This window comes from Bradyrhizobium sp. (assembly GCF_049798375.1).
Taxonomy (GTDB): Bacteria; Pseudomonadota; Alphaproteobacteria; order Rhizobiales; family Xanthobacteraceae; genus Bradyrhizobium.
This window is the reverse complement of record NZ_JBARGP010000592.1, coordinates 1-18,616: the sequence shown is the minus strand read 5'-3', so window position 1 is coordinate 18,616 and position 18,616 is coordinate 1. Positions and strand designations below refer to the sequence as shown.

Below are 18,616 nucleotides of genomic sequence, written 5' to 3'. Positions count from 1 at the left end.
GCTCCGGCGAGGAGGCGCGCAAGCTCGCTGTCGAGGCGGTCGCGCGGGTCGGGCTTTCCGCCATGGCGGATCGCGTCGCCGGCGAGCTCTCGACCAAAGAATTGCGGCTGATGGAGCTTGCCCGCGCCGTCGCCGGCCAGCCCCGCATTCTGCTGCTCGATGAAACTCTTGCGGGGCTCGGCCACGGGGAGGCCGACGAGGTCGTCGCCGTGATCCAACGGTTGGCGCGCGACGGCATGACCATCGCCATCATCGAACACACGATGCAGGCAATGGTCCGGCTGGTCGACAGTTTTCTGGTGCTCGACCATGGCGCTGTCATCACCGAGGGGCTGCCGGAGGTGGTGACGCACGACAACCGGGTGATCGAGGCCTACCTCGGCAAGAAGTGGATGGCCCATGCTTCGCATTGAGGGGTTGCGTGCAGGCTACTCGGCAAAACCCGTCCTCAACGACGTGTCGATCAATGTCGAAGCTGGCCAGTTCGTTGCGATCGTGGGTCCAAACGGCGCCGGCAAGACGACCCTGTTCAAGACGATCTCCGGCATCGTGAAGCCGACCGGCGGAGCCATTTCGTTCAACGGCGTCGATCTGCTCGCGGTGCCTCCCCCGCAACGTGCCCATCTCGGCATCGCTCACGTCCCCGAGGGACGCCAGGTCTTCCCGTCGCTAACGGTGATGGAGAACCTGGAGATGGGGGCGATGACCGAAAGCGGCCGGCGCGATTGGCAGGTCAACATCGAGCGCATCTTCGAATGGCTGCCGGTGCTGAAGGAACGCCGCAATCAGTTTGCCGGCACGATGTCTGGCGGACAACAGCAGATGCTCGCGATCGGCCGCGGGCTCGCTTCCTCGCCAAAGCTACTGATGCTGGACGAACCCTCGATGGGACTCGCCCCGTCGACCGCAGACTTCGTCTTCGAGCAGTTGATCGAGATCCGCCGCCAGTCCGGACTGACCATGCTGCTGGTCGAGCAGCGGGTCGCCGAAGCGCTGGAATCCGCCGACCACGGCTATGTCCTGGAAGCCGGGCGGGTCGTCCTCGAAGGCAACAACGAGGCGCTGCGCGCCGACGACCGCGTGCGTAAGGCCTATCTCGGCATGTGACGATTCATAAAAACAAATAGCAGGGAGAGAACAAGATGTACGAGACGTTCAGCGGATTGACGCGCCGAACCGTGCTGTCGGGCGCAGCTGCCATGGGCCTCGCCAGCGTGGCCCGCGCGCAGGCTCCCGCCGAAATCAAGGTCGGGCTGATCGTCCCGCTCTCCGGCATCTACACCCGTCCGGGCCAGGTGATGAAGATGGGCGCCGAGATGGGGATCGAGCACGTCAACGCGCAGGGCGGCATCAAGGCGCTCGGTGGCGCCAAGCTGAAGCTCGTTGTGATCGACTGCGGCGATACCACGGAGAAGGCCAAGAACGCAGCACAGCGCATGGTTGCGCAGGAGCCCGACCTCGTTGCCGCCACCGGCGCCTATTTGTCCTCTTTCACACTCGCGGTCACCGAGGTGACCGAACGCGCCGAACTGCCCGTGTTGACGCTGTCCTATTCAGACCTGCTCACCGAGCGCGGTTTCAAATACATCTTCCAGACCGCAGCGACCGCGAGCCGTCAGTCCGAGCTCGGCCTGCCGACGCTGATGAAGCTTGCCGAGAATGCATCGGGCAAGCGGCCGAAAACCGCGGCGATGTTGATGGACAACACCGCGACCTCCGTCGCGACCGCGAAGGCGCTCAAGGAAAAGCTGTTCGCGCAGGAAGGTCTTCAGCTCGTCGTAGATGAAGTCTGGACCCCACCGCTATCGGACGCCACGCCGCTGATCCAGAAGGTTCGCTCCGCAAAGCCCGATTTGCTGCTGTTCATGCCGAACGCGGTGTCCGACGCCAAGCTCGGGTTGGAGAAGATCAGCGAGTTCGGGCTCGGCCAAGGCAAGATCCCGACTGTTTCCTTTAGCATCACGGTCGCCGAACCGGACATGCTGCAGAGCGTGAGCCCGGAGACCGTGCAGGGCATCATGACCATCGTCGCCAATTGGGGCTCGAAGGGACACGAGGACCTGATTGCGGAGCTGAAGGCCAAATACAAGGAGCCCTGGATGACGCAGAACGTCATCTCGACCTATGGCGACATGTGGCTGATGAAGGAGGCACTCGAGCAAGCCGGCAAAGCCGACCGCAACGCGGTGGCGCAGGCCTTTCGCACCATGGATGGCGGCCCATCGAAATACTATCCGGGGGGCCAGCTCAAATTCGACGACAAGGGCCGTCGCGTCGGCGCCGGCGTCGTCATCGTGCAGTGGCAATCGGGCGTGCCCGTCACCGTCTATCCGCCCGAACTCGCGCAGGCGCAGCCGTTTTGGCCGAAAAAATCCTAACAGCACCGCTCGATTTTTCACGAAAGGAATTGTCATGGCTGCAACGAACAAGATCACGATCACACGCAGAACGCTTCTTGCCGGCGCGTCCGGTGCGCTGATCGCATCCCGTGCCCGGGCGCAGCAACCCACGGAGGTCAAGGTGGGGTTGTTGGTACCGATCTCCGGGCTCTATGCGCGACCGGGAACGGTGATGCGCGAAGGCGCAGAGATGGCGGTCGATCACATCAACGCGCAAGGCGGAATCAAGGCGCTCGGCGGCGCCAAGCTGAAACTGGTCGTGCTCGATTCCGGCGACACCACCGAGAAAGCCAAGAACGCCGCTCAGCGCATGGTCGCGCAGGAGCCCGACCTGGTGGCGGCCAGCGGCGCATACCTGTCCTCGTTCACCCTCGCGGTGACCGAGGTCACCGAGCGCGCCAACCTGCCCGTCCTCACCCTTTCCTACTCCGACCTGATCACCGACCGCGGCTTCAAATACGTGTTTCAGACCGCGGCCACCGCAGGTTCGCAGGCACGCCAAGCGTTGCCGCAGATCATCAAGCTGGCGGAGACGAACTCCGGCAAGCGGCCCAAGACGGTCGCGATTCTGACCGACAACACGGGGGCCTCGATCGCCTCCGCGAAGTCGATGCGCGAAGGCCTGCTGGCGGAGAACCAGTTGCAGTTGGTCGTCGACGAGACCTTCACGCCGCCTCTGGCGGACGCGACCTCGCTCGTGCAGAAAATTCGCTCGGCAAAGCCAGACCTGCTCTTCTTTCTCCCGACGGTGATCTCGGACGCGAAGCTGTTGTTGGAGAAGATGAACGAGTTCGGCCTCGGCCAGGGCAAGGTGCCGACGATCTCGTTCGGAATCGCGATCGCCGAGCCGGACATGCTGCAGACCGTGAGCCCCGAGCTGCTCCAGGGCGTGCTGACCTGCGTCGCCAGTTGGGGCGCCAAGGGACACGAGGCGCTGATTGCCGAACTGAAGAGCCGCTACAAGGAGCCATGGATGACGCAGAACGCGATCTCCACCTATGGCGATATGTGGGTGATCAAGGACGCGTTGGAGAAGGCAGGCAAGGCCGATCGCGTCGCCGTCGCCGATGCGCTGCGCACCATGGATGCTGGTCCTTCGAAATACTATCCGCTGGGCGAGATCAAATTCGACGAGAAGGGCCGCCGCGTCGGCGCCGGCATGACCATCGTGCAGTGGCAGTCCGGCGTACCCGTGACCGTGTTCCCGCCGGAGCTGGCGCTGGCGCAACCGGTCTGGCCGAAGAGCTGATAACGCCCAAAGAGAAACGGAGAACAAGATGGACAAGGCAACCTACGACCGCGGCCTCGAAATCCGCAAGAGCGTGCTCGGTAGCGAGTTCGTCGACAAGGCGATCGCAGCTGCAGACGACTTCAACCGTCCGATGCAGGATCTCACCACGGAGTATTGCTGGGGCTATGTCTGGGGACGGGACGGCCTGCCCTTAAAGACCCGCAGCTTCCTCAATCTGGCGATGCTGTGCGCGCTCAACCGGCCGCATGAGCTGAAAACCCATGTCCGCGGCGCGCTCGCCAACGGCGCTACGCGGGAGGAGATCCGCGAGGTCTTCATGCAGGTCGCGATCTATTGCGGCGTGCCTGCCGGGGTCGACGCGTTCCGCAACGCAAAGGAAGTCTTCGCCGAGCTCGACAAGACGTAGCGGAGCGCGGCTGCGATGAAGAACAAATGGGCGCTCGTGACCGGTGCAACCGCCGGCCTCGGACTGGCCGTCGCGGAGGGCATTGCCGGCGCGGGCGCCAACATTGTCCTCCACGATCTCGTTGCGCCGAAGCAGTCCGCGGATGATTTACGCGCCCGCTTCGGCGTGGAGGTCATCGCGGTGGGCGTTGATCTGTCCCAGCGCGAGGCGATCGAGGCCATGATGGCCGATTTGCTCGACCGTTGCGAATCCATCGACATTCTCGTCAACAACGCCGTTGTCCGGCATTTCTCGGCGGTCGAACAGTTTCCGCCCGATCGCTGGGAGCAGGCGTTAGCCGTCAACCTGTCGGCGCCGTTCCATCTGATCCGCCTGGCGCTGCCCGCCATGAAGCAGCGCGGCTGGGGACGGATCATCAACATGGGATCGATCTATTCGACCCGCGCGGTCGAGAACCGCATCGACTACGTTACGACAAAGACGGCGATTTTGGGCATGACCCGCGCCGTTGCCATCGAGATGGCCCGCAGCGGCATCACCTGCAACACGCTCTGCCCCGGGACGCTGCCGACGCCCGCCATACTGAACAAGATTGCCACCATGGCGGCGAACAGCGACCGTCCGGTCGATGACGTGACGCGCGAATATCTCGGCGCGCGCCAGCCGACGCAGCGCTTTATCGACATGAATGGTGTCGCTGCCATGGTCGTCTTCCTCTGTGGTCCAGCAGCAAACGACATCACCGGCACCAGCCTGCCGATCGACGGGGGCTGGTCAGTCGGATGAGCCCATCGGAATAGGAGGATTGCGATGACTGAACAATCGGGCCAGACGGTCGTCCTGACAGGTGCCGCCGGAGGTATGGGGCGCGCCATCACCACGGCGCTACTGCAGAGCGGTCGGCGTGTCGTACTTGTGGACCGCGATGCAAAAGCACTGCAGGACCTTGCGGCCGCAGCAGGCAACGCGGTGTTTCCGATCCAGCTCGACGTGAGCGATGCGCAGGCCGTGAATCGCCTGCCGAATACCATTCCAGAGCACTTCAGACCCGTCGACGTGCTCATCAACAACGCCGGGCACGATATCGGCGGCCGAACCCGGTTCGACGCGGGCTCCGCGGACGACTGGTCCGATATCATCCAGACCAATTTGATCGGGTTGATGCGCGTGACGCACGCGATCCTCCCCGAGATGGTCCGGCGCAACACTGGCCATATCGTCAACATCAGCTCGATCAACGCCGTACGAATCGTGCCTGACATGGCCGCCTACAGCACCAGCAAGGCCGGGGTGCATATGTTCACCGAAACCCTCCGCGGCGAGCTGGCTGAAACGGCGATCCGGGTGACTGAGCTTCAGCCCGGCCTGACCAGGACCAACATCATCCTGACCCGGTACCGCGGCGACCGCGAAAAGGAAAAGCACTATTTCGAACAGTTCAAGGTGGCGCTCGCGCCTGCCGACATTGCCCGCTCGATCGTTTTCGCCCTCGATCAGCCTGCCCATGTCCAAATTGCCGAGATGATGATTCTTCCTGTAAACCGATATTGAACCGATCCAACCAAGGCCCGGGCATGGAAAGACACAGCGAATTGCAATCGACGCTCCGCATCGACGACGTTCCGACCGTCCGGGCCATGGTCGCGCAAAAGCTGCGCGAGGCGATCATGTGCGGAACGTTCAAGCCGGGTCAGCGCCTGGTGGAACGCGAGCTCTGCGAGATGATGGGCGTCAGCCGCCCCTCGATTCGTGAAGCGCTGCGTGCCCTCGAAGCTGACGGGCTGGTCAATATGGTTCCCCACCGCGGCCCCGTGGTCTCCAAGATCAGTCTGGAGGAAGCTCGTCAGCTCTACGCAGCGCGCGCGGTCCTCGAAGGATTCGCCGGCCGGGAATGCGCCAGACTTCACGATCCCGAGGTGGCGCGCCGCATTGGAGAGGCGCTGACGCGCCTGAAGGCAGCCGCGGCCAAGCAAGATCTTGTCGGATGCCTGGAAGCCAAGACCGACTTCTATGCCGCGCTGATTGGCGGATGCCGCAATGTCTTCGTCGAGCGCATGCTGAAGCCGCTGCATGACCGGATCCAGCTGCTGCGCATCACGTCGATGTCCCAGCCAAAGCGGATCAACAAGAGCCTGCGCGAAGTAACCGCGATCTGGCGTGCAATCCAGAATGGCGATGCAGACCTTGCCGAACGCCGCTGTGTCGATCATATCAACGCGGCCGCGGTGGCGGCGCTCGATATGATCGAGCTGTCGGCGGCCAAGGAGGCCGCCCCTAGCGACGACTAAAAGGATGGCGACGAAGCCGCCGGCCTTTCGGGCAAGGATGCAGTAACGCCGTTGCCCGCGATCACCACTCCGCCTGCTTGCACGGCTCCAGAATAGCTCGTTCGATCGGCGTTGCCGTGAAGCCGGCTCGGATATCGTGAGACTCTTCCTGCACGACCGTGCGGTACCGGCTGCCGTACGTCCGGAGCCACGGCAGCGCGAACCAGGCCAGCGCAACTGATTGCAGTGCGAGGCTAAGGCCGAACGCGAATTGATATGCGGTTGGCGGATAATGCCCGTCCTGAGGCGCCCATTGACTGACGATCACGCCAACCCCGTATTGGACCGCGAATGCCCAGACGAAATGCACGAGATTGAGCGCGCCATTGGCGCGCGCGGCAAGTTGCGCTGGAAAATAGTCGGCGATGATCGCATAGCTCAGCACGGTGGCCGCGCCCACAACCGGCACCACCGACCAGGGCAGGATGGACGGCAGAGGAGTGCGCAGCACCAGAACGAGCTCGGCCAAAATGAACAATCCGCCGACCGCCGCCAGGACAAATTCAGTCGCCACGCCCCGTTTGCGCAGGTGATCGGCAATTGTCCCAAGCAGCAAGGCCGCGAGGCTGATTTCGGTGGCCATCCAGAACAGCTGCCTGATCACGCTCGAGCGATCAAATCCGTCCACGTCAGCCAGCCAGGATGCCGCCCACAGCGACTGCATCGCCCAGGACGATCCGATGCAGGTCGCCGACAGCGGTGCTACGCGCAGGAAGCGCCGGTCCGAAAAAATCGTGAGCAACGTGAGCGGCTTCCCCGATACTGTGGGGTGCCCGGAATCCGCCTCGCGTTCGGGGACGACAAAGTAGATGATCCCGGCGGTCGCGAGGGTCGCGATTGTCAGGATCTCGAACAGGCTGCGCCAACCGATGCTCATCAGCAGCCAGTCGGTCGGCGTCGTGGCAGTCACAGCCCCGAGCGAACCCAGCATGATCATGCAGCCATTCACGAGCGCGATGCGCTCCCTCGGATACCAGATGACGATCGCCTTGAGCCCGGCCATCAGTGCGGCTGCCACACCGAGCCCGATCATGGCACGGCCGAGGAGAAGCTCACCGAACCCATTGGCATTTCCGAACAGCGTAGCGCCGCCGCCCGCCACGACCAGCAGAACACTGTGGACCCGTCGCGGTCCATACCGATCCAGGAGTATCCCAATGGGAAGCTGGACGCTCGCAAAGACCAGGAAATAGACCGAGGCAAGCAGCCCGTTCTCGGCAGCGTCGAGCCCGAACTCGGACATCAGCACAGGCGAGATCGACGCGTTGATGGTCCGAAACAGGAAGGAAAGAAAATAGCCGGCGGCAAATGGCAGGAAAACCGAAACGATCAGGCGCAATTTTGAAGGCAGACCCTTCAGCGAATGCCTGGGCTCGCCGGCCGCCGGTGCATCGGAGCCGGACGGCGCCGTCAGTGTATTTGCCTCTCCGTGTCCGGCTGCATCCCCCTGCCCCGCGGCAGCGAATGATGCGCTCTCGACCTCATCACCTGCCCAAGCAGGTGCCCGATCGTTCTGGCCCGGCCGCTGATCACGCGGTGCGCCGTCTCCTGTCGCGGGCTCCGTCTCCCCTCGATCGCTGCAGCCGAGACGGTCGATGGTCTCCTGCATCAGCGGCCGACCCTGCCGAAGCCGCCGATCAACCTGCCTCGCCAGAACCCTGAACCGTTCCTCACCGAGCCGGCACGCCTCCTGAAGCTGCGATTGCGGCAGCGTAGGCATGACCGCGAACTGGTACCTTGCATGTAACGCGACGATCTCGGCGATCATTCGCATATCGTGCTCGAGACGGTCGAGCCGCGCATGCACGTAGTCAAGGCCTTGGCCAACGACCTCTTCGACAGGCGCACGTGGACTTAAGTGGGCTTCCAGCGCGGTTGCCACGACCATGCTCTTGCCGACGCCAGGCCGTTCACTCGCGGCCTGAAGCTGCTGGCAGACCTCATCGGTGAGTCGCACCGTCACCTTGCGGGTCCGCAGGCTTTTTTGCCTTGGCGGCGGCACTGCCGCGGTTTGACTGAGCAACGCATCGTTTTCGCCGTGGAGCTGCACGTTGTGATCCCTCGTTTTAAGGATGCCTCGAGACCGTGACCGCAGCGCCTGCGGCACGATGGATGAGGCCAACAGGTCTGGCGGGAGGGACAGAAGGTGAGCGTTGGCATGACATCAAGCAATCGAAGGCGGATGTCGTAGTCTCGCGTAGCAAAAGGCGTGAATGGCGATCGCTTATTGAGATCCTGGACCATCCGTGGTTTGAACCGCGATGGCGTTGGCATCGGATTCGATGCTCACCTCCTTGAGGATGGTCGCGCCGCTGGCGAGCCGCCGTCCCAGCGCTTCGACGAAGCGATCGTAGCGTTCTGCGCCTTTGGCGCGCGCCGCGGCGCTCGACTGCTCGGGCAGCGCCGGGGTTGAGGTCAACCAGAAGCGGATGAACAGCGCAATCGTCTCCAGTGCGATGCCATCATTGCGCTCAAGCCGCTCGAGCACGCGCACGATCCGGTCCAGCCGCTTGGCGATGGCGGCCTCACGCCGATCCGCATCGTCCGGAGACAGAAACGAGGCGATCGCGGCCTCGGCAACCATCGACTTGGGCTTGCCCTGACGCTTCGCGAAAACCTCGAGGCTTTCGAAGATCTGGCGATCGAGGTAGATGCTGAGCTGCACTTTCTTCATGACGAGCGCTCACAGCCCCATGTCGTCGTCCGGATCGAGGCTGACAGCGCGTGCAAGGCCCGGCAGCGAACGGCTTGCGGCCGATACCTGCAGGGCATCGCTGTCGCCATCATCGAGAGCGGCATCAAACTCGTTCTCGGCGCGTGGTGCCCTGACGAAGATGTCCTCGTGCTGCGGCAGTTCCGGCTCCCGGCGAAGACCGCCCTCTCCGTCCGGAGCACCGTGCCCGGGTGCTGCGGGCGATTTGATCGCCCTTGCGATGGGCGGCCTTAGCGACCAATCGTCCGACTGCGCGGCCGAGACGGGATGATCCGTGCGCCGTGGCGGCAGGACCCGTCGCTGGAATTGCGGATCGTCATAGTACTTGACCTTGCGGGCGCGGATCGGGTGCACTCCCGAGACCATGACCACCGCCTCGCCGGGCGAGAGCTGCATGACTTCTCCCGGCGTGAGCAGCGGCCGCGATGTCTCCTGGCGGCTGACCATGATATGACCGAGCCACGGGCTCATGCGGTGTCCCGCATAATTCTTCATCGCGCGCATCTCCGTCGCGGTGCCGAGCGCGTCCGAGACACGCTTGGCGGTGCGCTCGTCATTGGTCGAAAACGCTATGCGGATGTGGCAATTATCCAGGATGGCATGGTTCGGCCCATAGGCGCGTTCGAGCTGGTTCAGGCTCTGGGTGATCAGGAAGCTGCGGATGCCGTAGCCGGCCATGAAGGCGAGCTGGCTCTCGAAGAAGTCGAGCCGGCCGAGCGCCGCGAACTCATCAAGCATCAGAAGCAGCTTTTGCCGCCGTTGCCCGCTATCCAGGCTTTCGGTCAGTCGTCGCCCGATCTGGTTGAGCACGAGCCGCATCAGCGGCTTGGTGCGCGCGATGTCGGACGGTGGCACCACGAGATAAAGCGACATGGGCCGCTGTCCATCGACCAGCTCGCAGATACGCCAGTCGCTTCTGCGCGTGACCTTGGCGACGATCGGATCGCGGTAAAGGCCCAAGAAGCTCATCGTGGTCGACAGCACGCCGGAACGCTCGTTTTCGCTTTTGTTCAGAAGCTCGCGCGCAGCGGACGCCACCACCGGATGAGCGCGGTCGCCAAGATGCGCGGTCCCCAACATGGCATTCAGCGCCGCCTCGATCGGGCGTGACGGATCGGACAGGAAGTTGGCGACGCCCGCGAGCGTCTTGTCGGCTTCGGCGTAGAGGACGTGGAGAATGGCGCCGACAAGCAGGGAATGGCTGGTCTTCTCCCAATGATTGCGGCGCTCGAGCGCGCCTTCGGGGTCGACCAGAATGTCGGCGATGTTCTGGGCATCGCGCACCTCGCAGTCGCCTTTGCGGATCTCGAGCAGCGGATTGTAGGCGGCGCTCGCAGGGTTGGTCGGGTCGAACAGGAGCACGGGGCCAAAGCACGCCCGCCAGCCGGACGTCAGGTCGAAATTTTCACCCTTGATGTCATGGACGATCGTCGAGCCCGGCCAGGTGAGAAGCGTCGGGATCACGAGACCGACGCCTTTGCCGGAGCGGGTCGGCGCAAAGCACAGCACATGCTCGGGTCCATCGTGTCGCAGATAATGGCGGTCGAAACGGCCCAGCACGACGCCATCCGGTCCCAAAAGCCCCGCGCGCCTGATGGCGCGGGCATCCGCCCAGCAGGCCGAGCCGTAGGTCGTGACGCGCCGGGCCTCTCTGGCGCGCCACAGCGAGAGGCCGAAGGCTATCGCCATGGCGGCGAGCCCGCCGCTCGCGGCGATGCAGCCGCCCTGCATGAAGATGGAGGGCGCATAGGCGTCGAACTCGAACCACCAGATGAAGAAGGCAGCTGGCTGATAGATCGGCCAGCGCCCGATCATGAACCAGGCCGGTCCGAGCTGCGGCTGGAAGGCGAGATGCCAGGCGGTCCATTCGGTGGCTGCCCAGAGAAACGCGAGCACGACCATGGAGGCAAGGAGCAACTGTCCCCAGAGGATTTTTGTTGCGGCCATGGCGGCAGCAGCGCGCGCATCACCCGTCCTCGCAACGGCAAACCTGTCACGATCGCAATATTGCGCAGCACGGCGGAGAAATCGGTCGGTCAGAGCGAGAGGTCGCGCTTGCGCCCAAAGCTCCAGTCGACGCCGCCCGGACCGGCGATGCCGTTCACATGCCGGCCCAGTTCGTGCTCCATGGATGGCGTCCAGGGTACGAGCTGGAAGCCCAGGCCATTGTCGATCATGGCGAAGCGGCCTGAGGCAAGCGAGAGCCTTCGGCGATAGACCCCGGACACGGAAGCGCCTGGCTCGGCAGGCAGATGTGCCAAGCCTGTTTCCGCGGCCAGGCGGTGCCCTGCCCGTTCGAGCTCGCGGCCGCGCAGGGTGCCGATCAGGTTGGTGCCAAGCGTGACCTTGTCGCCGTTGCGACGGGCGAGGCCCTGCGCTGCGAGCGCCTCGATCCGCCGATCGAGCGCGGCTCGCACCTCGGCACCAAAGCCGCCGCGCGAGAGGCCTGGAGGGTCGCGAGCGACCAGGCGCCGGTCGAGCCAGGTCGCTCCTTCCGCGCCCACCTGCTGGTCGAGATTGAGATCCGAGCGGACGGCAAGCACGATCCGCTGAAGACCTCGCGCATTCTCGAAGCGACGCAGCTCGACGATGCCGCCGATAGCGCCGTCGCCGGTCGCATCAATGTCCGCGAGCTTGAGATGATGGACCCGCCCGTCGATCCCGTCGACGACCGCGAATGCCGATCCCCTGAGCTCATCGTCAAGGCCGCGCGTCACGAGGCGGCCGATCACGGGCTCGCCATGGCTCTCCCCCTCGAGCGCCCACGACGCGGGCGCGCGCGACGCGCCGTCCTGTGTCAGGGTCTTGTGCAGACGTTTGATGATATCCCCGCGCTCCCCGAGCGCACGCAACCGCTGCTCTGTATCCGCGGCCAGAACCCAGCGCGCGGGGCCCGCCGGCGCGGCAAGCCCCAGCCGCTCGAGCGTCCGCACCCGGCCAATCCGGATCTCGCGCAGCGGATCGGATCCGCCGTCACGCTCCGCCCTGAGATCGACCACGCCCTCAGCCTTTCCCGCCTCGCGGGCCAACACCCGATCGAGCCGTGTCCAGCGCTCGGCCGTCACCTCTGCCTCAAGGCCACGCCTGACCTCGAGCTCCGAACGTGGGCCCAGCTCCTGTGTAAGCAGAATGCCCGCGCGGGCACGCAGGCCCTTTGCGATGTAATCGCGGCTGATGACGAGGTCCGCACCATCATCCGCACGGCCGCGCACAAGGATGTGGATGTGGGGATGCTCGGTGTTCCAGTGATCGACGGCGACCCAGTCGAGCTTCGTCGCAAGATCGCGTGAGGCCTGCTCCATCAGGTCGCGGGTAAAGGCGCGAAGACTTGCAAGCTCGGTGGCATCATCCGGCGAGACGATGAACCGGAAGTGATGTCGGTCGCCTTCGCAGCGCTCCGCAAACGCTCGGCCATCGGCATTCTCCCCGGCAGCATCGAACAGCCTGCCTTGCGCCCCGTCACGGGTGACGCCGTCGCGCTGAAGATATCCAATATGTGCGCGCAGCGCGCCCGGCGAACGCATTCGGCGCACCACCCGCGCCTTGATAACGGCGCTGCGGCCGCGGTTATCGAGCAGCCGCGCAGCGGCAAGGCTTGCGGGCCGGCCGCGCCCAAAATTGCCGCTCCGGCTCCGGCCGCTGTATGACAGGCCGCCGGCTTTCCGGGCGGCCTTCAGCGCCTGCGCCAGAAACGGCTTTGCCCGCGTCCCACGGCGTGACCGGATCCGACCCGGTCGGATCCGGAAATCATCGTCACGCATGGCCGCGCTTCGCACAAGGTGCCGAAAACCGAATGGCAACAGCGCGCCGGCAAAGCGCGCAAGTTGCGCCTTCTGCTCGCAATGTTCGTAAGGAGATCGGAATTTTCCGGTGCTCCCCGCCCCGACCGACCGGCCGCACCTTGCGGCTTTTATCCTGCCCTCTGCGGTCGGACCCTCCCTGCTCTCTCCCCGACGCCCTCCACACTGCGACAAATCCTACCACGATGCGCGCAACTACGGTCGGCATCATCGCGGGTTCACCTCGGCTGGTCGCTGCACAAAAAGTGCGCCTGCGCGCGGGCCTGACACAAACGCGTTTTGCTGCGGCGAGGTTTTCGACGAGCTGACAAAGCCCTCGAGCGGCGCTCGCGCGCGGTCTGCCGGCGGATCAACCGAACGCCGAACGAACACCGATGCCTGCTGCCACGCGACGGAATCTCTGACAATCGAAGTACCAGGTTCGCGCGGCTCACCGGCAACCAATGGCGCAAGCCTTGCGACGTAGGCTTGCGTTTCATCCGGCAGCGGCCGACCGGTCGCCAGGTGCTCGCTGTATCGCGCGGGGCCCGCATTGTATGCCGCGAAGATCCCCTTCGATCCGAAGCGGTCGAGCATCTCGCGCAAGTAGGCTGTCCCGGCCGTAATGTTGTCTTTGGGATCGAGCGGATCGATGCCGAGATCGTAGCGAACGCTCAATTCCACCCAGGTCTGCGGCTTGATCTGCATCAGACCGAATGCTCCCCGTCGCGATATGGCATTGCTATTCCAACCGCTCTCGATCTGGATGACCGCGCGGATCCAACGCTCAGGGATTGCAAACCTGTGCGAGGCTGCAGCGATAAAGGCTGCATAAGCGTGAGCGGGAGCGCGCTCCGAGTCGAGCGAGGTTTGTGCGGGTGACGCGACTTGCGCGCTGCAGGCCCATGGCGCTGGCAGTGTCAGGACAATGCCCAGGCAGAAAGCACTGGCTCCTCGCAGCAATGCGCGCGCGGCCGCCGGCGGCGCGGCGTGACGCCGACCTTGCCGCCTGCGTAGCTTACCGCGATGACGGCGCATGGTCGCGGATCGCGCCGGGATGAGGGAATGGCACTGCGTCAGGCACAGTGGCATAACCGGCCAGGAGATGCGGCCCGGCATTGTCATTCCTTTCTGGTCCACATGGGGAGCGCTTGTCCGATCACCGCGGACCTCGAGATCGGGCCGAAATAGCGGCCATCGAACGAGCCGGCCGACTGCCAGTTCATCAGGAAGACTTCGTCTTCATGAATGACGCGGCAGCCCTGCCAGTCCGGCAACCTCCGGCCTTGGCCATCGCGCTCGCGAGCGGCCCCCGCCTCGATGCCATCGACGAAGATCGTGCGTCCTGTCCTGCAAACCGTCTGCTTCGACAGCGCCAGAACGCGCTTGAGCATCGGAAGGCCGTTCGGCAAATAGCCATTCAGGTCGAGCAAAGCTGCCAGCGGCTCCGGTGGCTGGACGGCCACGAGCTCGGAGAGCTCCAACCGTCCCACCGCTCGCACAAGATAGAGGCCGATCGGCACGCTTTCGGAGGCGTTCCAGACGTACAATGGCGACGGCCGATGGCCGGAGGCCAACACGAGAGCGGCGGCGCCACACGCCGCGACCAGGGTGCATAGCCGCCGCATCAGAGTGTCACCCTTCGACGGTGTAGCCATGCCTGGTGGCGCGCGCGCGTGTAGGCGCGCGGCACCTCGTTGACCGACAGACGGTTGTGAGCGTGATGCCAATATTCAGGCGCGACCTGCGCAGGCGCGATGCCGAGTGCCTCGACTGCATCGATCAGTTGCAGGACGCGTTCGACCTTCGGCCAGGTGGATAGCCGCAGCAGGCTTTCGCCGCCGGGGGCGACCCAAGGGACGCTCGAATATCGCTGCCCCGGCAGCGGCGCGCGCAAAATATCGATGCGGGATAGCAGCGTTCCGAAGTCACCGGAGGTCCAGCGCACGAAGGCAAAGACGCTGCCGGGGGCAAACGAGAGCACGCGGCGATGGCGATCGATGATCTTTTCCGAAACCGGCTTGCCGAACCGGATTCGGTTCTCGATCCGCTTCTCGAGCCACAATAGCTCGACGCTCGTAAGTTCGCTCACCGGACGACTCCGTGGTCACGAGAAGTAGCGCGCTTGCCGACGATGAAAAGCGGCCGCCATGCTGCCGGCAGAGGCTTCGTTTTGGCCGCCTGGCGGTGATGGAGTGGCGGTGGATCGGTGTTGCTGATCGCTTGCACCACGCCCCCTGCCAACACGCGCGGCCCGACGCGGCGATCCGTTAGAAGGAATCCGAAGGATTCCGGGTTAGTAAAGTTAGAGGAGCAGAAAGCGCTGCAGCAACAGCGGCCTGGCTCTGATTGCGGTCCTCGATGGCACGAGGATCCAGTCGCCGATGGCACGAGGGAGCTGGTTCTTGATAGCACGCGTGAATTCACGGCCTGTCCTCCGTCGCAGAGATAAGGCCGCGCCTGCGCAGGCGGCGCGTGAGCGGGTCGATCGGGATCGGCGCGAAATTCAACCGCTCCGCGCCGTTAGGATCGCGGGTGATGATGAGCTGGTACCCCGGCAGTGCCTGGCGATGCACGATCCGGCGGAGGTCGTAGGCAAAGTGCTTAAGCGGCGACAAGCCGCCTGACTTCGCATGCAGATGCGCCAGATCGAAACTCCACCCACCCTGTTGTCGGCCGCCATGTTTGCGGACGAGGCGATAGAGCCAGCGCTCCAACCCGCCGGTCAGATCGAAATATGCGCGGTCGATGGTCAGCACCAGTGCATCATTGAGAACGCCGCTGTAGAACCAGTCCGGCAGGATCAGCTCGAGCCCTTTGGCGCGACCATGGCTGTCTGCCGTCTCCTTCCACTCGTTGACCCAGGAAAAACGATGCCGCCGCCGCTCCGTCGGCTGGCGGATCGACGTCATGACACTTGTCGATTGCAGGCGGTCGAGGGCGGCCTTGAGGCGGTCGTAGTCGCGCACGCTGGTGCCGCGACCAACGAAGGTGAGGATCTGGTATGGCGTGGCGGCCATCAGCCGCGATGTCTTGAGGCCGGCGTCGCGGGCCTCGACCATTTGAGAGGCGGCCCAGATCAGAACGTCCGCGTCCCAGATCGTTGCCATGCCGTGCTCGGGCACGGCTTCGACACGAACCGTGATGGTGCCCGCGCGAAAATCTATCGGCGCGGTCCGCTTTGACTTCGCCAGCGAAAAGAACGGATACGCCATCAGGTCCTGGGCGTCGCGTGGCGCGAGATCGCCGGGCAATGCGCGAAACAGATCGAGCTGATCACGCTCTGATCGACGCCGCCGGCTTGCAGAGGAGCTGCCGTCCATCATGGATCAGCGCCTCTCCTTGCCGGCATAGGGAATCGGCGTGTGCCGTTTCGCGGGCAACACAGAGCCTTTGCCGGGATCGCTGGTGGACGTCTTGGCGCCGCGATCGACCCAGGCCTTCAGGTCATCGACCGCATAGACAACGCGGCCGCCGAGCTTGCGATAGATCGGGCCGGTGCCATAGATTCTGTGCTTTTCCAGCGTGCGACCGGACAGACCGACAAAGCGTGCCGCTTCGGGCGTGCGCAGGTACCTCGCCTGCAAGGCTGCGTTCGGATCGGGCATCTGAGTGGCTCCATGTTCGTCTGGAGCGCAACCGCATCGGATCGCGCGTCAGCGGTCACGATGGCGGAGCAGACGCAGCCAGGGGGATGCCGAAGAGCGGGCGATGGTTTCCGGCACCCTCAGCTATGCCTTTCGGGATGATGGACGCAGCAAGGCGCGATAGCCGCCCTGCATCAGGGTCAACCCGGCCCGCACCAGGCGGATGGTGCGGCTGCGCAGGTCATGGGTTTTCCAGGCCCGCTCGGGAATGCGCCTGCGGCCGAACAAAACCTCGGCGATGGCGCGATAAGAGGCGCCGTCCATATGCCCGTCGAGCGCACGTAACGACATGCCAAGCCTCTCGCGCCGCTGTGCTGAGAGTTGATGAAAGGGAGGTCCTGGCCTACGGTCGTTGAGAGCGCGCCACAGGCGATGCGACGCGTGTGCGCGGATCTCGAAGTCCGCATCAAACGGCAACTCGGCCGCATAACCCGCGCCCGGCTGCGGCGCTTCTCTCAGGCAGAGGTGATGTTGCGCGCCATCGATGCGCAGGACAGCGTGCCAGCCGTCAGGCGCCTGCCTGACGCCGTCCGGAGCAAGGCCGGACAGTGGTAGCTCGGGGCCAGTCTCTTGCGCAGCTGACGCGGCGCGAACGATCCCGACCACTGCCGGAAAGGCCTCCGGGGCCCAAAAGATCGTTTGCTCGTCAAAGGACTTGCGTGGGTCATGGGCGAAAGCAGAGGCCCCATCTCCTGCGAAATTCGGACGTCGCCGGACCGCCCTTCGCGCCCGCCTCCTGGTAGTCACTTTGATAGGATGGGCTGCGCCGAAGCGCTTCCCAGGCAAAATCCGAGGTCTCTCCCGATTTGACGGCGCGCTGATAGGTCTGTGGTGAGCGCCAGTCGAACTCTGACATTGCCTGATCCCTTGCCGCAACTCGATTGCCGCGCAACATCTATAAAGCTTGAGGTTGTTGAGGTAGTGACTGATTGCGCATTACGCGATGCGTGCAGGCGATCACGCGTCGGCAGGAGAAATCTGTTCTCGATCTCGCGCGAAGAACGACAGAGTCATTCTGATTTGCCATGGCCGCCACGAACGAGATCGCGGTAACCATGATCAGCCATCCATTCTGCGCGCGCCAAGTGGCTGTCAAACGCATGACGGGCGCGGGCCGGTTCGCGATCCGGATCGATATGCAGCACGATTCGAGCCACCTCCTTCCAATCGGCACCCTCCGCGACCGCATCGAGCAGCCGCCAATAGGTCACGAGATGCTGTTCATCGTAGGCCGTCAGCGTCGGATCATCCGGAGCGGAATCGGCGACCTCAGGATCAAGCGGCGGGGTCTGCATGGTGGTTTCCAATAAATTCCATTGCTTGAAATCCGCCCCGGCCGTGGGCACCTCACTCGACCGCCTCGATGTCATCGCGTCCAGTGCAGACCTTCAGACCGGGACCTGACGCCGCAGACCCCTGCGCCAATGCCCCAAACCACCGCTTACTTGGCGAGCGACGCGTTGCGCCAGACCAGGCGCGCGCGCATCCTATCCTGAGCCGGACACCTGCAAGAGCTTTGGAGCAAGCCCGTGTCGGGAAGCCGACGAAGGTATGGCGGCGGTCGCATTCGTCAGTCGGATGAAGCGAGCGGTACCCAGCGTGACCCTCGTCACACGCGGCGGCGCGTGAAGCACGATCTGCAGGCCTGATTGATGCCGGTGGCTCGAATACTCGGTTGCTACACTCCCTTCGAGGAGGCGGCTTGGCGCGCTGGATGCGATCAGAAATCGGCGGGAGAGCCCCGCCCGGGCGACCCGGGCGGGGCGTGGCGAACGGAGCGTCACTCACCAGTCTTGCGCGGCCGCGACCAGAGCAGCGTGTAGCCTTCGCCGCCTTCGTCGTCGAACAGGTTCGCGTAGATCGGCGCGTTGAAGGAGGGATCGTCGAGTTTGAGCGAGAGGTAGTCGCGCCCCTCTTCCGAGCATTTCGACCAGGCCGCTCCGATTTCCGCTCGGCCGACATAGATGCGGTGGCTGGGAGCGTTCTCGTTGGACCGGTTCGCCTCGGGCGTGATGCGGACGCCCTTGGCCTGCAGGCTCAGAGTGACGATCTCGCCGTGGAAATCGTTGCCGACCTTCTTGAAAGAACCGATG

General features: G+C 64.2%; 21 protein-coding genes. 8 read left to right on the top strand and 13 right to left on the bottom strand.

Translation table 11 applies throughout. From position 1 onward, the window contains the following. The 8 genes from WA702_RS23900 to WA702_RS23865 form a co-directional block, all read left to right on the top strand. On the top strand, nucleotides 1–413 hold a 413-nt coding region (locus tag WA702_RS23900; RefSeq protein ID WP_425113023.1), incomplete at its 5' end, for an ATP-binding cassette domain-containing protein. Beyond that, the gene (locus WA702_RS23895) at nucleotides 400–1,107 is read left to right on the top strand and encodes an ABC transporter ATP-binding protein (protein WP_425113022.1); all 708 of its coding nucleotides are present in this window, start codon (nucleotides 400–402) and stop codon (nucleotides 1,105–1,107) included. The genes WA702_RS23900 and WA702_RS23895, both read left to right, overlap by 14 nt. Nucleotides 1,108–1,142: 35 nt before the next feature. Continuing rightward, nucleotides 1,143–2,378 carry an ABC transporter substrate-binding protein gene (locus WA702_RS23890; protein WP_425113021.1) on the top strand — a complete coding sequence of 412 codons (1,236 nt, stop codon included), beginning with the start codon at nucleotides 1,143–1,145 and terminating at the stop codon, nucleotides 2,376–2,378. A gap of 34 nt (nucleotides 2,379–2,412) precedes the next feature. Continuing rightward, nucleotides 2,413–3,648 carry an ABC transporter substrate-binding protein gene (locus WA702_RS23885; RefSeq protein WP_425113020.1) on the top strand — a complete coding sequence of 412 codons (1,236 nt, stop codon included), beginning with the start codon at nucleotides 2,413–2,415 and terminating at the stop codon, nucleotides 3,646–3,648. 28 nt (nucleotides 3,649–3,676) lie between these two features. Then, nucleotides 3,677–4,057 carry a carboxymuconolactone decarboxylase family protein gene (locus WA702_RS23880; RefSeq protein ID WP_425113019.1) on the top strand — a complete coding sequence of 127 codons (381 nt, stop codon included), beginning with the start codon at nucleotides 3,677–3,679 and terminating at the stop codon, nucleotides 4,055–4,057. A gap of 15 nt (nucleotides 4,058–4,072) precedes the next feature. Beyond that, nucleotides 4,073–4,843: an SDR family oxidoreductase gene (locus WA702_RS23875; RefSeq protein WP_425113018.1), complete on the top strand. Its 771-nt coding sequence runs from the start codon at nucleotides 4,073–4,075 to the stop codon at nucleotides 4,841–4,843. A 24-nt stretch (nucleotides 4,844–4,867) separates the two neighbouring features. Continuing rightward, nucleotides 4,868–5,608, top strand: a complete 741-nt coding sequence (locus WA702_RS23870) for an SDR family oxidoreductase (RefSeq protein WP_425113017.1) — start codon at nucleotides 4,868–4,870, stop codon at nucleotides 5,606–5,608. A 23-nt stretch (nucleotides 5,609–5,631) separates the two neighbouring features. Then, the gene (locus WA702_RS23865) at nucleotides 5,632–6,345 is read left to right on the top strand and encodes a GntR family transcriptional regulator (RefSeq protein ID WP_425113016.1); all 714 of its coding nucleotides are present in this window, start codon (nucleotides 5,632–5,634) and stop codon (nucleotides 6,343–6,345) included. Nucleotides 6,346–6,406: 61 nt separating this feature from the next. Here WA702_RS23865 and WA702_RS23860 read toward each other — a convergent pair whose 3' ends face one another. From WA702_RS23860 to WA702_RS23800, 13 genes are all read right to left on the bottom strand, one after another. Continuing rightward, nucleotides 6,407–8,434 carry an MFS transporter gene (locus tag WA702_RS23860; protein ID WP_425113015.1) on the bottom strand — a complete coding sequence of 676 codons (2,028 nt, stop codon included), beginning with the start codon at nucleotides 8,432–8,434 and terminating at the stop codon, nucleotides 6,407–6,409. A 174-nt stretch (nucleotides 8,435–8,608) separates the two neighbouring features. After that, nucleotides 8,609–9,058 (bottom strand): CopG family transcriptional regulator, encoded by a 450-nt coding sequence (locus WA702_RS23855; protein WP_425113014.1) that lies wholly within the window; start codon nucleotides 9,056–9,058, stop codon nucleotides 8,609–8,611. 9 nt (nucleotides 9,059–9,067) lie between these two features. Then, complete coding sequence (locus WA702_RS23850) at nucleotides 9,068–11,044, bottom strand: conjugal transfer protein TraG (RefSeq protein WP_425113013.1); 1,977 nt, start codon at nucleotides 11,042–11,044, stop codon at nucleotides 9,068–9,070. Between the two features lie 89 nt (nucleotides 11,045–11,133). After that, nucleotides 11,134–12,858, bottom strand: a complete 1,725-nt coding sequence (locus WA702_RS23845) for a relaxase/mobilization nuclease domain-containing protein (RefSeq protein ID WP_425113012.1) — start codon at nucleotides 12,856–12,858, stop codon at nucleotides 11,134–11,136. 246 nt (nucleotides 12,859–13,104) lie between these two features. After that, complete coding sequence (locus tag WA702_RS23840) at nucleotides 13,105–13,914, bottom strand: lytic transglycosylase domain-containing protein (protein WP_425113025.1); 810 nt, start codon at nucleotides 13,912–13,914, stop codon at nucleotides 13,105–13,107. Nucleotides 13,915–13,997: 83 nt separating this feature from the next. After that, on the bottom strand, nucleotides 13,998–14,504 hold the full coding sequence (locus tag WA702_RS23835; protein ID WP_425113024.1) for a S26 family signal peptidase: 507 nt from the start codon (nucleotides 14,502–14,504) through the stop codon (nucleotides 13,998–14,000). After that, entirely contained in the window at nucleotides 14,504–14,968 is a 465-nt protein-coding gene (locus WA702_RS23830) for a DUF2840 domain-containing protein (protein ID WP_425113011.1), read from the bottom strand. The genes WA702_RS23835 and WA702_RS23830 overlap by 1 nt, the downstream gene beginning before the upstream one ends. A 331-nt stretch (nucleotides 14,969–15,299) precedes the next feature. Then, entirely contained in the window at nucleotides 15,300–16,202 is a 903-nt protein-coding gene (locus tag WA702_RS23825) for a replication initiator protein A (RefSeq protein ID WP_425113010.1), read from the bottom strand. A gap of 3 nt (nucleotides 16,203–16,205) precedes the next feature. Next, a complete protein-coding gene (locus WA702_RS23820) occupies nucleotides 16,206–16,484 on the bottom strand; it encodes a helix-turn-helix transcriptional regulator (RefSeq protein ID WP_425113009.1) in 279 nt (92 codons plus the stop codon). A 123-nt stretch (nucleotides 16,485–16,607) separates the two neighbouring features. Then, nucleotides 16,608–17,129 carry a DUF2285 domain-containing protein gene (locus tag WA702_RS23815; protein ID WP_425113008.1) on the bottom strand — a complete coding sequence of 174 codons (522 nt, stop codon included), beginning with the start codon at nucleotides 17,127–17,129 and terminating at the stop codon, nucleotides 16,608–16,610. A 58-nt stretch (nucleotides 17,130–17,187) separates the two neighbouring features. Beyond that, entirely contained in the window at nucleotides 17,188–17,379 is a 192-nt protein-coding gene (locus tag WA702_RS23810) for a transcriptional regulator domain-containing protein (protein WP_425113007.1), read from the bottom strand. 154 nt (nucleotides 17,380–17,533) lie between these two features. Further along, the gene (locus WA702_RS23805) at nucleotides 17,534–17,818 is read right to left on the bottom strand and encodes a DNA -binding domain-containing protein (RefSeq protein WP_425113006.1); all 285 of its coding nucleotides are present in this window, start codon (nucleotides 17,816–17,818) and stop codon (nucleotides 17,534–17,536) included. Nucleotides 17,819–18,303: 485 nt separating this feature from the next. Next, nucleotides 18,304–18,615, bottom strand: coding sequence for a DUF736 domain-containing protein (locus tag WA702_RS23800; RefSeq protein ID WP_425113005.1), 312 nt, complete (start codon nucleotides 18,613–18,615; stop codon nucleotides 18,304–18,306). Nucleotide 18,616: the final 1 nt, after the last annotated feature.

Bases quoted from the DNA above. Each gene is read 5' to 3' on its own strand.
- WA702_RS23895 (WP_425113022.1), top strand. From the start codon at position 400: ATGCTTCGCATTGAGGGGTTGCGTGCAGGCTACTCGGCAAAACCCGTC.
- WA702_RS23890 (WP_425113021.1), top strand. From the start codon at position 1,143: ATGTACGAGACGTTCAGCGGATTGACGCGCCGAACCGTGCTGTCGGGC.
- WA702_RS23885 (WP_425113020.1), top strand. From the start codon at position 2,413: ATGGCTGCAACGAACAAGATCACGATCACACGCAGAACGCTTCTTGCC.
- WA702_RS23880 (WP_425113019.1), top strand. From the start codon at position 3,677: ATGGACAAGGCAACCTACGACCGCGGCCTCGAAATCCGCAAGAGCGTG.
- WA702_RS23875 (WP_425113018.1), top strand. From the start codon at position 4,073: ATGAAGAACAAATGGGCGCTCGTGACCGGTGCAACCGCCGGCCTCGGA.
- WA702_RS23870 (WP_425113017.1), top strand. From the start codon at position 4,868: ATGACTGAACAATCGGGCCAGACGGTCGTCCTGACAGGTGCCGCCGGA.
- WA702_RS23865 (WP_425113016.1), top strand. From the start codon at position 5,632: ATGGAAAGACACAGCGAATTGCAATCGACGCTCCGCATCGACGACGTT.
- WA702_RS23855 (WP_425113014.1), bottom strand. From the start codon at position 9,058: ATGAAGAAAGTGCAGCTCAGCATCTACCTCGATCGCCAGATCTTCGAA.
- WA702_RS23850 (WP_425113013.1), bottom strand. From the start codon at position 11,044: ATGGCCGCAACAAAAATCCTCTGGGGACAGTTGCTCCTTGCCTCCATG.
- WA702_RS23845 (WP_425113012.1), bottom strand. From the start codon at position 12,858: ATGCGTGACGATGATTTCCGGATCCGACCGGGTCGGATCCGGTCACGC.
- WA702_RS23840 (WP_425113025.1), bottom strand. From the start codon at position 13,914: ATGCGCCGTCATCGCGGTAAGCTACGCAGGCGGCAAGGTCGGCGTCAC.
- WA702_RS23835 (WP_425113024.1), bottom strand. From the start codon at position 14,504: ATGCGGCGGCTATGCACCCTGGTCGCGGCGTGTGGCGCCGCCGCTCTC.
- WA702_RS23825 (WP_425113010.1), bottom strand. From the start codon at position 16,202: ATGATGGACGGCAGCTCCTCTGCAAGCCGGCGGCGTCGATCAGAGCGT.
- WA702_RS23820 (WP_425113009.1), bottom strand. From the start codon at position 16,484: ATGCCCGATCCGAACGCAGCCTTGCAGGCGAGGTACCTGCGCACGCCC.
- WA702_RS23810 (WP_425113007.1), bottom strand. From the start codon at position 17,379: ATGTCAGAGTTCGACTGGCGCTCACCACAGACCTATCAGCGCGCCGTC.
- WA702_RS23805 (WP_425113006.1), bottom strand. From the start codon at position 17,818: ATGCAGACCCCGCCGCTTGATCCTGAGGTCGCCGATTCCGCTCCGGAT.